The organism is Mucilaginibacter sp. GW822-FHT03E02, from assembly GCF_058801545.1.
In genome coordinates, this window is record NZ_JBXANJ010000003.1 from 159,325 (window position 1) to 174,530 (window position 15,206).

General features: G+C 41.5%; 16 protein-coding genes and 1 tRNA gene. 5 read left to right on the forward strand and 12 right to left on the reverse strand.

Annotated elements, in window-relative coordinates:
• Positions 1-53: 53 nt before the first annotated feature.
• The gene (locus AC1RM2_RS33205; protein WP_492989424.1) at positions 54-1,307 is read left to right on the forward strand and encodes a serine hydrolase; all 1,254 of its coding nucleotides are present in this window, start codon (positions 54-56) and stop codon (positions 1,305-1,307) included.
• A gap of 180 nt (positions 1,308-1,487) precedes the next feature.
• A complete protein-coding gene (locus AC1RM2_RS33210) occupies positions 1,488-2,231 on the forward strand; it encodes an SRPBCC family protein (protein WP_492989425.1) in 744 nt (247 codons plus the stop codon).
• A gap of 49 nt (positions 2,232-2,280) precedes the next feature.
• Here AC1RM2_RS33210 and AC1RM2_RS33215 read toward each other — a convergent pair whose 3' ends face one another.
• The 7 genes from AC1RM2_RS33215 to AC1RM2_RS33245 all read right to left on the reverse strand — a co-directional run bounded on the left by AC1RM2_RS33215 (position 2,281) and on the right by AC1RM2_RS33245 (position 6,995).
• Positions 2,281-2,769 (reverse strand): hypothetical protein, encoded by a 489-nt coding sequence (locus AC1RM2_RS33215; protein WP_492989426.1) that lies wholly within the window; start codon positions 2,767-2,769, stop codon positions 2,281-2,283.
• 91 nt (positions 2,770-2,860) lie between these two features.
• A complete protein-coding gene (gene rplT / locus AC1RM2_RS33220) occupies positions 2,861-3,205 on the reverse strand; it encodes a 50S ribosomal protein L20 (protein WP_076369188.1) in 345 nt (114 codons plus the stop codon).
• Positions 3,206-3,284: 79 nt separating this feature from the next.
• On the reverse strand, positions 3,285-3,485 hold the full coding sequence (rpmI, locus tag AC1RM2_RS33225; protein WP_090647347.1) for a 50S ribosomal protein L35: 201 nt from the start codon (positions 3,483-3,485) through the stop codon (positions 3,285-3,287).
• A 215-nt stretch (positions 3,486-3,700) separates the two neighbouring features.
• Positions 3,701-4,267, reverse strand: a complete 567-nt coding sequence (gene infC, locus AC1RM2_RS33230) for a translation initiation factor IF-3 (RefSeq protein ID WP_090647343.1) — start codon at positions 4,265-4,267, stop codon at positions 3,701-3,703.
• Between the two features lies 1 nt (position 4,268).
• A complete protein-coding gene (thrS, locus tag AC1RM2_RS33235) occupies positions 4,269-6,194 on the reverse strand; it encodes a threonine--tRNA ligase (RefSeq protein ID WP_492989427.1) in 1,926 nt (641 codons plus the stop codon).
• Between the two features lie 148 nt (positions 6,195-6,342).
• Entirely contained in the window at positions 6,343-6,825 is a 483-nt protein-coding gene (locus tag AC1RM2_RS33240; protein ID WP_492989428.1) for a hypothetical protein, read from the reverse strand.
• A 5-nt stretch (positions 6,826-6,830) separates the two neighbouring features.
• On the reverse strand, positions 6,831-6,995 hold the full coding sequence (locus tag AC1RM2_RS33245) for a hypothetical protein (RefSeq protein WP_492989429.1): 165 nt from the start codon (positions 6,993-6,995) through the stop codon (positions 6,831-6,833).
• Positions 6,996-7,030: 35 nt separating this feature from the next.
• Between AC1RM2_RS33245 and AC1RM2_RS33250 the strand changes: the two genes are divergently transcribed.
• Both AC1RM2_RS33250 and AC1RM2_RS33255 read left to right on the forward strand, forming a co-directional pair.
• On the forward strand, positions 7,031-7,801 hold the full coding sequence (locus tag AC1RM2_RS33250; RefSeq protein WP_492989430.1) for a hypothetical protein: 771 nt from the start codon (positions 7,031-7,033) through the stop codon (positions 7,799-7,801).
• Positions 7,785-8,927 (forward strand): hypothetical protein, encoded by a 1,143-nt coding sequence (locus tag AC1RM2_RS33255; RefSeq protein WP_492989431.1) that lies wholly within the window; start codon positions 7,785-7,787, stop codon positions 8,925-8,927. The genes AC1RM2_RS33250 and AC1RM2_RS33255 overlap by 17 nt, the downstream gene beginning before the upstream one ends.
• An 80-nt stretch (positions 8,928-9,007) precedes the next feature.
• On the opposite strand, the gene AC1RM2_RS33260 is transcribed toward AC1RM2_RS33255, so the two are convergent.
• The 5 genes from AC1RM2_RS33260 to AC1RM2_RS33280 form a co-directional block, all read right to left on the reverse strand.
• Positions 9,008-9,736 (reverse strand): (Fe-S)-binding protein, encoded by a 729-nt coding sequence (locus AC1RM2_RS33260; protein WP_492989432.1) that lies wholly within the window; start codon positions 9,734-9,736, stop codon positions 9,008-9,010.
• Positions 9,737-9,745: 9 nt separating this feature from the next.
• Entirely contained in the window at positions 9,746-11,062 is a 1,317-nt protein-coding gene (locus tag AC1RM2_RS33265; RefSeq protein WP_492989433.1) for an MFS transporter, read from the reverse strand.
• 175 nt (positions 11,063-11,237) lie between these two features.
• Entirely contained in the window at positions 11,238-13,706 is a 2,469-nt protein-coding gene (locus tag AC1RM2_RS33270; protein WP_492989434.1) for a glutaminase family protein, read from the reverse strand.
• A 269-nt stretch (positions 13,707-13,975) separates the two neighbouring features.
• Positions 13,976-14,437, reverse strand: a complete 462-nt coding sequence (locus tag AC1RM2_RS33275; RefSeq protein WP_492989435.1) for a DUF4268 domain-containing protein — start codon at positions 14,435-14,437, stop codon at positions 13,976-13,978.
• A gap of 35 nt (positions 14,438-14,472) precedes the next feature.
• Positions 14,473-14,814, reverse strand: a complete 342-nt coding sequence (locus AC1RM2_RS33280) for a hypothetical protein (RefSeq protein ID WP_274212955.1) — start codon at positions 14,812-14,814, stop codon at positions 14,473-14,475.
• A 216-nt stretch (positions 14,815-15,030) separates the two neighbouring features.
• Here AC1RM2_RS33280 and AC1RM2_RS33285 point away from each other — a divergent pair.
• A tRNA-Leu gene (locus AC1RM2_RS33285) sits at positions 15,031-15,112 on the forward strand.
• Positions 15,113-15,206: the final 94 nt, after the last annotated feature.

Sequence of the window (15,206 nt, forward strand, 5' to 3'; positions counted from 1 at the left end):
CCATTTGTGTTATTATGCCGGCAAACTTGTTTACATAGCGTATATTTATCATAATGAAACAATATTGCATCCTGTTAATAATGATTGTAACCGGTTTAAAAACCTTAGCCCAACAACCAGATACCATCTTCCTAAAAAATCTGCTGCAATCGCATCCGGAGTTGTTTAAAGGCATCCTCAACCATCCAACACAAAACGAAGTACAGATCCTGTATACGCAGATCAACCGTGACAAGAGTAATATACCACATTTTAAATCATACAGTTACCGGCTTAATCCAAAGCGATATTTTTATCCGGCAAGTACTGTAAAGCTGCCAACCTGCATTTTCGCGCTCGAAAAAATCAACGAGCTTAAAATTAAGGGCTTTACAAAAAGCTCGGCAATGATAACCGACAGCGCTTTCGCAGGCCAAACTAAAGTTAAAACAGATACATCGTCGGCCAATGGGTTGCCATCGATAGAAAACTATATAAAAAAGATACTGCTGGTAAGCGATAATGATGCTTATAACCGCTTATACGAGTTTGTAGGTCGCGAAGAGATTAACAAAAAATTAAAAAAATACCGGCTTAACAACACCCGCATTATAGGCAGGTTGGCGATAAACGATACCGGCGAAGGTACCAAACATACCAACCCCATTGATTTTTACAATGGCAATAAACTGGTTTACCAAAAACCGGCTTTGTTTGATGGCAACGACTACCCCATGCAGCTGGATAATATGCTGCAAGGTAAAGGCTACCTGGATAAGAACGACAAACTCGTAATGCAGCCGTTTGATTTTACCCAGAAAAACGTTTATACCATTGCCGATCAGCAAATGGTTTTAAAACGGTTGCTTTTCCCCGAAGCTTTCGCTGCGGAACAACGCTTTAATTTAACACCAGCAGATTACCGGCTTATCTACAAGTATATGAGCATGTTCCCCACAGAAAGTATGAAACCCACCTATAACCGGCCACAAAATTATCCTGTAATGAGCAAACTGTTGTTTTATGGCGCTGATAGTACCGCAGTGCCCGATGCAAACATTAGAATTTTTAATAAATATGGCGACAGCTATGGCTACAATATTGATAACGCTTATATAGTTGATTTTAAAAATCAAGTGGAATTTTTACTTACCGCCGTTGTTCAATCAAACGAAGATGGTATTTACAATGACAACAAGTATGAGTATGCCACGGTATGCCTCCCCTTTCTGAAAAACCTGGGCCGGGTAATCTATCAACACGAATTGCACCGGCCTAAAAAAAACAGACACGAATTGCCACGAATGGTATCGAATTACACGAATTGAAAAATTGAATTAGACACGAATTGCCGCGGATTGTATCGAATTACACGAATTGAAAAAGTGGTGTGTGTGTTTTATTCGTGTAATTCGATACCATTCGTGACAATTCGTGTTATAAAATACAATTCAACAAAACTTACCTCGCCATCTTGCGTTTAGTTTTAGTACCATTAAAACAAGCACATGGCAACTACCATAATTGAATACAAAGATAATTTCCCCATACTTTATGGCGATGACAGGGTAAACCTGAACTGGCCGGAACGTTATACATCTATCATTGGTGGTGTAAAACTCGGCTGGTCGGGCTTTAAAAACATTTTCTCGAGCCCGTTTTCAAGTGTTTTAAAAATTGGCGCAGGTGGTTACCTGTTAAACCGCGGCCTTACGGGGCATTGTGAGCTTTATAAGCGCATTGGCAAACTTTCTACCAACCCTATAAACGTTAATATCCGGTCGTCATTCACGGTAAACCAGCCAAGGCACAAGGTTTATAATTTTTGGCGCAAACTGGATAACCTGCCGCTGTTTATGAAACACCTGGAAAGCGTGGAAATTATTGACTCAAAGTATTCTTATTGGGTTTTAAAATTACCCGCCGATATGGCAACCGTAAGCTGGCATGCCGAAATTGTGAAGGATGAACCAAACGAGATGATAGGCTGGAGTTCGTTGCCCGATTCAGCCATTAATAACGCCGGCAAAGTACGTTTCCAGGATACTGTTGACGGAACGGGCACTGTAGTTGATATTGTGATCAGTTATCAGCCTCCCGCAGGCGGTATAGGCGCGGGTATAGCGCAGGTATTGAATCCCTTGTTTAAAAACATGGTTGACAAAGACGTACAAAACTTTAAACAGTATATGGATCTTGATAATGGATTCGAAGCATCTTTTGATACACCGGAGGTTATTATCATATCTTAAAAGACTGTTAAAAAAGCCGCCTTGCATGTCGCGAGGGCGGCTTTTTTAACTAATTGGTATTAATACCCCAGTGCTTCTTATTTCTAAAATAAGCACTTAATATTTCAATCTTCCGGTATTTAAAAATTCTCGCCGAATCGGGGCCACCTTTACCTTCCCGATAGTTTGGAGGGATTCCCTTGTTTTTATAAAAACTGCCGGTAACTCTTAAATGTAGTGGTACATGTGCACCATCCGATATGTCGTCCGCATCTGTCAAACGTTTATTAGTTCGTTCCAGGTAAATATACTCCCGGTTTTGTTTTGGGTATATAATCCATTGTGCACAGGTACACGCTACTGATCCGTACGCCACAGTGATAACCGTATCTTTTACTATTTCTGGTTCTATGCGTTGTTTAGGAGGTTTGATCACTTTCGAGATATCTGCCGCCTGTATCGGATTGTTACTTTTCTTTTTGGACTTAGCACTGATAGATATTACTATCAAACAAAGTATAAACAGGGCTGAAACAAATGATTTTAACAGATACCACATTGGATTTTGATTCTATTACACGCAAACATAAATATAACAAAAATGGCCCTCTGAAAAATCAAAGGGCCATTCCTGTTAATAAATTTCGATATTATTTTACTGCATCAATAACGGCTTTGAAAGCATCAGGATGATTCATTGCTAAATCAGCTAACACTTTACGGTTTAAACCGATTTCTTTTGCTGCTAATTTACCTATTAATTGAGAGTAAGAAATTCCGTGCTGACGCGCACCGGCGTTGATACGCTGGATCCATAAAGCTCTGAACTCTCTTTTCTTGGTTTTACGGTCACGATAAGCGTACTGTAAACCTTTTTCTACTGTGTTTTTTGCAACGGTATAAACCTTGCTGCGTGAACCCCAATAACCTTTGGCGAGGTTCATGATCCTTTTCCGGCGTCTTCTCGACGCGACTGCGTTAACTGAACGTGGCATGTTGTTTGATTTTGGTAGTGAGTGCCTGCCTTTACAGCCGAACTTAAAACTCTAATACCTGGTTAATAAAAATTGTGAATTACTTTCCGATGCAAAGCATGCGTTTAACATTTCCACTATCAGCTTTAGAAACTAAGCTGGTGTGGCCAAGGTTACGCTTACGTTTAGTCGACATCTTGGTTAAGATGTGGCTTTTGAATGCATTCTTCCGAGTGATTTTACCTGTTCCAGTAAGCTTAAAGCGCTTTTTAGCACTGGAATTGGTTTTCATTTTTGGCATAACTATTTATTTAGATTTGAGATATGAGATTTGAGATTTGAGATTCATTCCTCTTCATCTGCCTCACAACTCGTTTATTAAATTCATTATTTAAACTTGAGATATAAGATTTGCGGTGCGAGAATCATACTCGATCTTACACCATATTCAACTATTATCTTAATTAGCTATGAGTTTGCACCTTTGTCTCAAATCTCACATCTAATATCTCAAATCTATTTTTTAGCTGCTTTAGGCGCAAGGGTTAAAAACATCCTTTTACCTTCAAGCTTTGGTAACTGCTCTACTTTACCTACATCTTCCAATGCCTGCGCAAAACGAAGTAGTAATATCTCGCCCTGCTCTTTGTAAACAATGGCACGACCTTTAAAGTGTACGTAAGCCCTCACCTTTTCGCCGGCTTCCAAAAACTTAATGGCATGCTTTAATTTAAATTCAAAGTCATGGTCATCAGTATTCGGCCCAAAACGAATCTCTTTAATTACAGTTTGCTTGGCATTGCTTTTTATCTCCTTAAGCTTTTTCTTCTGTTCGTAAATGAACTTGTTATAGTCCGTTACTTTACAAACCGGTGGTACGGCGTTCGGAGATATTTCAACCAGGTCAAGTTCCTGCTCCTGCGCTATAGCAAGGGCATCTCTTAATGAAAAAATACCTTGCTCTACGTTGTCACCTACAAGGCGAACTTCCTGAGCCCTAATGAATTGATTGATGTTGTGTTCAGCTTCTTTTTTCTTAAAAGGAAGCCTTGGTCCTCTATTGAAAGGTTTGTTTAATGCCAAGTTATACTTTTATTTCTTTAATTATTTGTTCTTTAAAATCTTCTATGCTCATACTTCCCAAGTCGCCCAAACCATGTTTCCTTACAGAAACCATGCCTTCGGCAGCTTCTTTTTCACCCACTATCAACATATAAGGGATCTTTTTGACTTCAGCATCGCGTATCTTACGCCCTATCTTCTCGTCCCTGAAATCAATCAGCCCGCAAATATCGGAATCTTTTAACACATCAGAAAGTTTTTTTGCATATTCCTCGTATTTTTCTGATATCGGCAGGATAATAAATTGCTCAGGAGACAACCACAGCGGGAAATTGCCCGCGCAATGCTCAATTAACACGGCAATAAAGCGTTCCATCGAGCCAAATGGCGCTCTGTGAATCATTACCGGGCGATGTTTTAAGTTGTCGCTACCGGTGTATTCCAGCTCAAAACGCTCAGGCAGGTTATAATCTACCTGGATGGTACCCAATTGCCATTTACGGCCCAGGGCATCACGCACCATAAAATCGAGTTTGGGGCCATAAAACGCGGCCTCGCCATACTCAACCACTGTATTTAAGCCCTTTTCGGCTGCTGCTTCAATAATAGCCGACTCAGCCAGGGCCCAATTCTCGTCTGTACCGATGTATTTGGCTTTATTTTCCGGATCGCGTAACGATACCTGCGCGGTATAGTTTTCAAAACCCAGGGCTTTAAACACGTATAACACCAGGTCAATCACTTTTTTAAATTCGTCCTTTACCTGGTCGGGGCGGCAAAATAAGTGGGCGTCGTCCTGCGTAAAGCCACGCACGCGGGTTAGGCCGTGCAGCTCGCCGCTTTGCTCGTAACGGTATACGGTACCAAACTCGGCCAAACGAACAGGAAGGTCCTTGTACGAGCGTGGTTTTGTCTTATATATCTCACAGTGGTGCGGACAGTTCATCGGTTTTAAAAAGAACTCCTCTCCTTCCTGCGGGGTTTTTATAGGCTGAAAGGAATCGGCGCCGTATTTTTCATAGTGACCAGATGTTACATACAGGTTTTTATGGCCGATGTGTGGTGTAATTACCTGCTCGTAACCGGCTTTAACCTGCGCCTTTTGCAAAAAATTAGTCAAACGCTCGCGTAGTGCGGTACCTTTAGGCAACCACAGAGGCAGGCCCATACCCACTTTTTCGGAGAAAGCAAACAATTCCAACTCTTTACCCAATTTGCGGTGATCGCGCTTTTTAGCTTCCTCAATCATATGCAGGTATTCGGTAAGTTCGCTGGCTTTAGGGAACGTTACAGCATATATACGGGTTAACTGCTTGCGTGTTTCGTCGCCGCGCCAGTAAGCACCGGCAACGCTCATGAGTTTAACAGCTTTTATAAAACCGGTGTTGGGGATATGCGGCCCGCGGCACAAGTCGGTAAAGTTACCTTGTGTGTAAAATGTAATAGCGCCATCCGGCAGATCCTTAATCAAGTCGAGTTTATACTCATCGCCTTTATCGGTAAAATACTTAATAGCGTCGGCCTTGCTTACCGCCTTGCGAATGTATTCCTCTTTAGTTTTAGCTAACTCGATAATTTTATCTTCGATTTTTTTGAACTCATCTGACGAGAATTCGCGGTCGCCAAAGTCAACATCATAGTAAAAACCTGTTTCAATCGCCGGGCCAATACCAAATTTGGTACCCGGATAAAGCGCTTCTAAAGCCTCGGCCAATAAGTGGGCTGATGAATGCCAGAAGGTTGATTTACCTGAAGCATCGTTCCAGGTTAATAATTTAACGTGCGAATCCTTTTCGATAGGCCGGCTGGCATCCCAAACCTCGCCATCAACTTCGGCTGCTAAAACGTTACGTGCTAATCCTTCGGAGATCGACAACGCGATCTGGGCGGAAGTGATCCCCTTGTCGTACCGACGAACGGAACCATCTGGAAGTGTAATACTAATCATCTACAACTATGATTTAAAGTTTATAAAATTACGTTTGCACAATCACCTACAAAGTGATTGTATATTTTGAGGTGCAAAAATAGGATTATTTTTTGAATTGGGATTGCGGATGCGGTATTTCGATTGGAGAATGGAATAGCTCTGACAATTACCGGTTGTCTTCTCTCAATTGCTTAATTTGTTCAAGCGCCAATACATCAATCTGATCTTTCGGGCGATTTACTACCCTTTTATTTTCTATCAGTTGGGTTATATGAAGAAAAGGAATGCTTATATCTTCAATATCAGCTACCGATGCCATTTGCAAACACTCATCAAAGGTATACCCCTCCAGCCCTTTCATATCAATAAGAATATCAACACTCAATCCGTTATTAAGATGAAAATCGGTCCAGCCTGGCGCAAATTGCATATAATCGATCATTGGGTAGTCACCGACATCACATTTTATGAAAGCCTTACGAAGTTGTTGCCTGTTTTCCAGAGTATCCTTAAGCCAGATATCCATATCACCGGTAAAACGCTGATATCCATGAAGGTTAGTGGCATACCCACCAACCATGATATATTTTACATCAAACTCTTGTAACGATCTCCAAAAATTTAAAATATCCTCATCAAAAATATCCACAGAAGTTATTTGCTGATAAACGGCTTATGCGTTATAGTTGCCTTGTTCATGGTTTGTTGTATTTTGTATAAACGGGTGGCCATCTCAAAACGTTCTTTATAACTACGCTTAAGGCCTTCCTTTAAATACTCCAACTCTGCCTGGGTAAACGGCGACTTGTTTTTGTCCATAAATTACAGTTAGCAATTATTTCAAATTTAAGTAAATGCCGGTAATAACACAAGCGGGTTTCAAATTTGATAACGTGAATAAACCCGGCAATCATTTACCATGGGAGCAAAAATATTTCAACCATAATTTCACCCTACACGATTTTTTGCTTATTTTCAGTTCGTTTAACCAACTTCATTTCCAAAACCTTTATCACACCATAACAATGATCATCTACGGCACAAAAGCTACCCTTCGAAAAACCGACTATATTGCAGATTCATGCCCGGCCTGCGGCACAGGTAACGTGATACAGATGAACGTATTTCAACGGTACGCGCATGTTTACTGGATCCCCTTTTTTCCTATCGGTAAAACCGGCGTCTCGCAATGTAACAATTGCAAACAGGTGTTAAAATTCGACCAAATGACACCTTCGCTCAAAATGAGCTATTACAATATTAAAAAGCATACCGCGGTGCCTGTATGGACATTTTCTGGTGTTTTTATTATAGGTTTGATAGCGGTAGGCGTAACTATTTCCGGCAGGCAAACGGCAAAAAAGGTGAGCAGCATGATTACTTCGCTTAAAAAGGACGATGTCCTTCAAATTAAACTAAAGGATGATGCATACACCCTGATTAAGGTTAGCCGGGTTGTTGGTGACAGTATATACTGCGTTGCCAATAAGTATCAAACAAATTTGGAATCGGGTATCGATGACTTAAAAAGTAAGGAGTTTGAAACCGAAGAAGATGGCATAAGTACTGACGATTTGAAACTAATGGATAAAAAAGAGCAGATACTGGATGTTGAACGAAACTGATAAACAAATAGAAATTAGCGCAGTGGCCCAAACCACCTGGTTTGGAAAGTGTTTTGAGTGCATATTCGCGTGTGCAGTTTTGGGCAGTGGTTTTTATTTGGCTGTAACAACTATTTTCTTCCGATATTTTGATAGTATTGATCACTCCAAAGATGTAAGAGTTTTTCTTTATTGCGGCATATTTTCCATTATCCCGACCATTGTATATTCTGTTTACTGGCACCGAAAAGAAAAATCGCCGGGTTTTAATTCGGGAATCAGGCACGCATGGCTCCGCGGGATTATGCGGTATTTTATTGCCTATGAAATTGCTGTTTACGGTTTTGCTAAAATACTTCAAACTCAATTTGGCCATATTTATAGTCGCGACGATATCCCGGTGGGCGAGTTGACGGGTTTCAATCTTACCTGGAATTATTTTGGCCACTCCTATACATTCGCTGTCATTTTGGGCCTGCTACAAATTGGCGGAGGCATACTGTTACTTTTTAGACGTACTACTTTGCTGGGCGCGTTTATTTTACTGCCTGTAATGGTCAATATCGTGCTTATCAATATTTTTTATGATATAGACGTGGGTGCATTTATAAACTCCTTGATTTTTACAGCCGGGTTAAGTTATTTGATCTTATTAAGATGGGACGACCTTAAAATTCTTTTATTTAAAAAGATTGACAACCTTCCGGCTGTTAAATTAGGCTACCTAAAACCTTTAATAAAAGTAGCGACAATTGCCCTCGCGTTTTATGGCCTTCATCATTTGGTTGCCGCCCAGCCGCCATCGGCATTTGAAGGCAAATGGAAGGTTTACGAACTGATTCAAAACGGAAAAGATATTGACCAGCGCAACTGGCAAAACAATCCAAGGGCCTGGCATGCTGTTTATATTGAACAATATGGCAAGTTGAACTTTTCAACCAATCCGTTCATTTTTGAACAGAATCAGGCTTTATCCGGCGATTATACATACAACGAGCCAAAGAAAACGCTTGACATTGTATTTTTCAACGGCCCAATAACAGATACGACTAAAGTCAAAATCAGCAATTATACAGGCAAAATGATGCAATGGGATATGGTATATTACTCGGATACTATCCGGATGAAGTTGCTGAAATCGAGATAGTAGAATTTATTTGAGAATTAAAAATGGAATACATTTCTTCACTTCAAGTAAATCCACAATCGAAGTTCCCAAATCCAATCTCAAACATTCCCCCACCCCAATGCCAACACATCAGCAAGGTGAATAGTGCGGATAGGTAAGCTATTTTTATCGATATAGGTTTGCAGCTGCATCAAGCATGAGGCATCTGTCGATATAATATATTCTGCACCGGCGGCTAAAGCGTTATCTACCTTTTGCTGCGCCATAGCTGTGGAGATGGCCTCAAACTTAACGGCAAATGTACCACCGAAGCCGCAACAGGTTTCGTTATCTTTTAGTTCGAGCAATTCCAGGCCTAATACTTTGGATAGCAACTGCCGGGGCTCCGACCTGATCTTGCACTCGCGCAGGGCGGCACAGCTATCGTGGTACACGGCTTTTCCGTCCAGTTCTGCGCCGAAGTAATCAAACTGGAGAATGTTCACCAGGAAATCCGACAGCTCGTAAATATTACCCTGTATGGCCCGGCATTTATTGTGCAGGGCTGTATTGGTAAATAAATCGTTATAGTAATTTTTTACCATGCCCGTACACGAGGCCGATGGCGTAACGATGACGCTATCCTCCGAAAAATCATTCAGGAATTTGCTGCCCACTGCTTTGGCATCATCCCAGAAACCGGCGTTAAAAGCCGGTTGCCCGCAACAGGTTTGGTTAGGGTTAAAACTGACCTTGCAGCCTGCCTTTTCCAGCACTTTTATGGTATTAAAAGCAGTATCAGGAAATAATTGATCTACAAAACACGGTACAAACAACTCTATCTTCATCGGCACAAATTATTCGGCACTAAATTCCGCATTTTTTTGAATGCTTTTTTCGGCTTTCAGCAAAGAAAACAATAAAATCAATCCAACGATAAAAAATAATCCTAACACCAATACCGAATTGCGTGAACTACCTGTTATTTCTTCAAAAAAACCGAAACTAAATACACCGCCTACAATGGCAAGCTTCTCGGTAACATCGTAAAAACTAAAGAAAGAAGCTGTGTCCGGTATATTCTCGGGCAAATACTTGGAATAAGTAGATCGAGACATGGATTGTATACCACCCATTACTAGCCCTACAATTACTGCAACGACATAAAACTCTGATTTATTAGCGGTATAATAAGCTGCGATGCACACAATGATCCACAACATCACAGTACCGATAAGTACCCTAACATTTCCGTACTTGGTGGATAACCACGACATTAAAGTTGCACCGGCTATTGCCACTAATTGTATGATCAATATAATGGCGATCAACTCCTCTTTTTTCATATTAAGCTCCTTGGCCGCAAACCCGGTAGCTACCAGCATGATAGTTTGCACGCCCATAGAATAAAAAAAGAACGCAGGTAAAAATCTTTTAAGCAAAGGCATTTTTTTTACTTTTTTCCAAACGTTGCCCAACTCAATAAAACCACCCTTTATAATATTATGATTATGCCCTTTTACGTTAGGACTTCCTTTTGGCAACACTGTGAACGGAATTAAAGCAAAGCCTATCCACCACAAACCAACTAACAGGAACGAAAACCGGGAAGGAAAGCTTTCATCGGCAAACCATTTGGGATTAAGCACAAATACAAAGCAAATGATCTGTAATAAAACACTACCGATATATCCGTAGGTAAAGCCCTTCGCACTTACCTTATCCTGCATGTCGATAGTGGCAATCTCGGGCAGATATGAATTGTAAAACACAAAGCCACCACTATATCCTATAGCTGCCAGCGCAAACGCTATGATCCCCATCTCTATGTTGTCTTTTGTAAAAAAGTACAAACAACCACAGGAGAGTGCGCCTATGGCTGTAAAAAACTGCATGAATACTTTTTTATTACCCTTATAATCTGCGATAGACGAAAGTATAGGCAGCAGAAATACCATAACGAGGTAAGCGGCAGCCAGCGCATAATCTTGCAATGCTGTATTCACAAAACTTTTTCCAAAAAAGGTGACCCTGTTTCCATTAGCCGGGTTAGCGGTGATAGCTACATAATAAGCCGGAAAAATTGTTGAAGTGATGACCAGGTTATAGGCCGAGTTGGCCCAATCAAAAAATGCCCAGGCCCGGATGGTTTTCTTGTTATTCTTGGTTTCCATTGATACTTTAAAAGTAGGGAAAAAGAGTTAAGAATCAAGAGTCAAGAATTAAGACTTATTTTTTGAGCGAGGATTAGGAAGCGACGTAGCTCATTTGATTTACCTGCATAACTAAAACACCGTGACGGCAAACCGTCACGGTGTTTCAAAAAATCTTGATTCTTGATTCTTGATTCTATTTCACCGTCGGTTTCCACTTTTCCTGCAGTTCCTTTATAAAGTATCCGCCTACTACGCTGCGGGCCTGGAAGCCTACCTGCTTGCCATCGGTAGTTTCGTGCCAATCGCTTAGCGGTACACGGGTTGGGGTTTCCATGGCGTATTTGTAAACAGGGGCAACAAGCGTATTAAAATCGTCGTTGCTTTTGGCCAGGGTGGCTGTCCATATAATCCAGTCGCTTTTGGTATAAGTTTTACGGCTATCCAATGGTAAGCCAAACTCGTTTTGTTTGGTAAGATAAAATTTAACCTCGCGGTCGTAAACCGATTGCGGGAACAGGTTTAAGCCAAGAATTTTATCCCATACAATATTATATTTCTGGCTCCAGGTTTCAGGTTTTTCAAACACCAGCGAGTAATGATCACCCGCATCGGCAAGTTTCATCCACTTGGCAACCATTTCTTTAGCTATAGCCCTGTACTTAGTGCCTGTAGCTTTATCGCCCATTAAATCGGCCAGGTGAGCGTAACAGCCTACCCCTACTATGGCTTTGGCAGATAAGTTTGCATTGCGCGCCAGGTGACCGGCAAAATCATCGGTACACAACTGGTTTGCCGGATCGCCGCCTTCGCGCACCAGGTAGTTAGTCCATGCGGTTAAAGTTTTCCAATGCTTTTTAGCATAAGCAGGGTTATTGCCATTTGCTTTAACAATGGCCGCAGTAAGCGCCAGCATATTGCCCGACTCTTCAACCGGCATGCCTTCGCCATAAGTTTGTCCGTTTGCAAGCGGGTAAGTACCTAAGTCATGTGCCGCAAAATCATGCGGAAACTTACCGGTTTCGCTGAAATAGAAAATCCCATTCAGCATGCCTTCCATCAGTTTTGGATTATAGATCAGGAATAATGGCGCCGATGGATAAGTTACGTCAACTGTATTAATAGATCCATTGCTGAAATTCTCTTTCGATAAAAATAAGAGCTCGCCCTGCGGACTTTTTACCAATATATGAGCGCTTATTGCCTGGCGATAAGCCAACACGCAAAGTTTAGCATATTTATCACCACCTGCTTTTAAGGCATCACGATACATCAGTGCGTTAAAAGCCGCGCAATTTTTAGTAATCACGGGGTAATCGGTAGCTGCTTTGGCCAGTAACTGGTCAATAGTTTTAATTTGCGCGTTTTGCCAGTATGGCTTTAAGTTTACATGAAAGTACTGAACGGGCGTGATATCATCGTAGCCCAATTCAACAAAATGTTCAACCGCTGTTTTACCTACTTTACCAAAAGGTACCACCGTATTCAGTACCACATCTGTACCTTCTTTAACGGTTGATTTACTATCGTTTTTAAAAAACGAAGTAACGGCTTCGTCGCCTGTGCTGATGTACTGTGTGGCAGTTGCCGATTTTGGCGCCGCAACATACATGTATCCCCAATCTATCCGTAAATCGTCGCCGCGTTTTTGTAAAATGGGCTGCTCAACAGTTCCTGCTTTTAACACCGACAAAGTGCTTGTTTCATACTTTTGAGTTGTAACCGGCTGTGACGGTTTGTTACGGGCAATATCCGCAGATGCGCCTAAATAAACCTGTACGTTGTGTGCCTGGCCGTTATTTGATTTTACACTGTAAGTAATGTACGATATTGGCCTTGCCATCAAATCAAGGTTATTCATCAACAGAGGTGATGTAAACGTTACCTGCAAATCAATTTTGCCGCATTTAAATGCATACATGGTTTGGGTAGCCGTAACCTCAACGTGGGTTTGTTTAGCTGCCTGAATATCGGCATGTTGGGTAGGTTTTAGTTCATCAGCAAAGCCGGCATCAAGGGCAGCGCCGCCTCCGGTATTGGTGCAATGCAAAGCCAATACATTTTCGCCTTCTTTCAGTTTACCCGCTACATCGTCTTTAAGCGGCATCATTTGCAAATCGCCATTGGCGCCGCTGCTTACGTTTATTTTTTCGCCGTTAAGATATACTTCGGCTTCATCATCATGATGAAGTTTCAGGAACAGTTTATTAATGCCTGTTTTGTGGAAGGTAAATATGCGGCGCACCCAAATGTCGCGGCTTGTCCATACTGTTTTACCTTGTTTGGGGTCGTCGCTAAAAGGGGCAGTACCAGTTTTCCATGCGGCATCGTCAAATTTTTCATCGGCCCAATTTTGTGAAGGCTGTGTTTCGGTGTATTTAACCGTGTAAGGTTTTTCATCGCCACCGGGCACCAGCGTTTTGTAGTGTACCGGCTCTTTACCTATAAAACGATAAACCTCGCCATCAACCTTTATCAGGCCCAATAGTGACTGATCTTTTCCTGTCCAGTGGTGAGTTGTTGATTCGTTCAAATCATCGGTAGACGACCAGATGCTGAAGTAAGGATTATGCGTAATAAGCGGATAAGCCGGCGCCTTAACATCCTGCGCCCCGGCAAACAGCCCCAATAGTGAAATACAAACGGTTAATGGAAACCTCTTCATGTGTTTTAGTAGTGTTATTATATAATTGATAAGTACCGGCGGTAAATATTTGGTTTTCTTTTTAATTAATAAGCGCTTTTACGAAAAAGCGTCAAATAGACGATTAATTGATACGAATTGTAGAAAGATGGGCTGCGGATGTGCAGATTTCAAATTCCAGATGTGCAGATGAGCTACGGATGTGCAGGCGATATTGACAAGATGCCAGATTAATTCTACCAACTCTGAAAATTCTGATTCAGACTATCCTTCATCTGCACATCTGAAATCTACTTAAACAAATCGAAGCTATAACTTGCGGTGCTCCAGAAATCATCTAAGGCGATGATCCTGGGCTTAAAAAAGGAGATTAGGGCTGGCCAGTCGTTTTGATTAAAAACGCTTACGTTGGGCAGGGTTTTAATGATACGGCTTACTGTTTTGTGATTGTCATTGGTGGTGTGTAGTTGCCAGTCCCACTCCTCGCCTATGCCGGCGTCAAATACTAATTTAAGTTCTTTAAATTGGTCGAAAATTAGTTCCTGTATGCCCAAATCGGGGTGCGAAATTTCGATACCAATAAATGCCGACCTTTTATCGGCCTGCATTTTAAAATGCAGGTGCTTGATGCCGGTTTTATAATTAACCCAGTTAATGCGCAAACCATCGGCCGATGGTTGCGGCGCAATATATTGGCCAAAAGCTGTCCAGAATGCCTGTTTAATTTGTGAAGCCTGATCGCGCGAGTACAATAGTTGTTATATTTATTACGCGGCGAATTTATAGATTATTTTGTGCTTTGTATAAACGCTACCACCTGCGCCTGTTCATTTGCCGAAAGGGGCCCGCCGGTATAGTCCCACTTTAATTTGTTGTTATCGTAGGTCAGCCGTCCTAAAAAAGCCGGGTTAAGTACATCTTCTACCAGCGGTAGGCTATCCCCTATTTCGGGCGCTATCTCCTGCAGTTCCAGTAAGTGGGCTACACCATGGCTGTCGCCCTTGTATAATGCGTAAACGCCGGTAAAATCAAGGCTGTTGTTTGATGACTGGGTTTGTACCGGTTCAATGATAATACTTATAGGGCTTCCGTTGTCTTTATTAATTTGATAGCTTACTGTGCGTGGCATAGTTTAGTTTTTGTTTATTAATTGTATTACAACTTAGCGCGGAAATTGTTCGGGCGGATAAGGCATCAAAAGAAACTAAATTCAAGTACCTGCCGTCTTTTTTATTGGTGACATTAAATTAACAACAAAGTAATGAGGCAGATAAACAAAAAACTGAAATTATGTTTTATAATTTAGCTTAAAACACTATCTTTGCGACCTGTTAAAAATCCTAATGCGGAAGTGGCGTAATTGGTAGCCGCACCAGACTTAGGATCTGGCGCCGCGAGGCGTGGGGGTTCGAGTCCCTTCTTCCGCACAGCAGTTAAAAACCCGGTCAATTTGGCTGGGTTTTTTGTTTAAATACTCAAAACCCACCGCCCTATAATCTGTTAACTCACAAGCTATTCAAC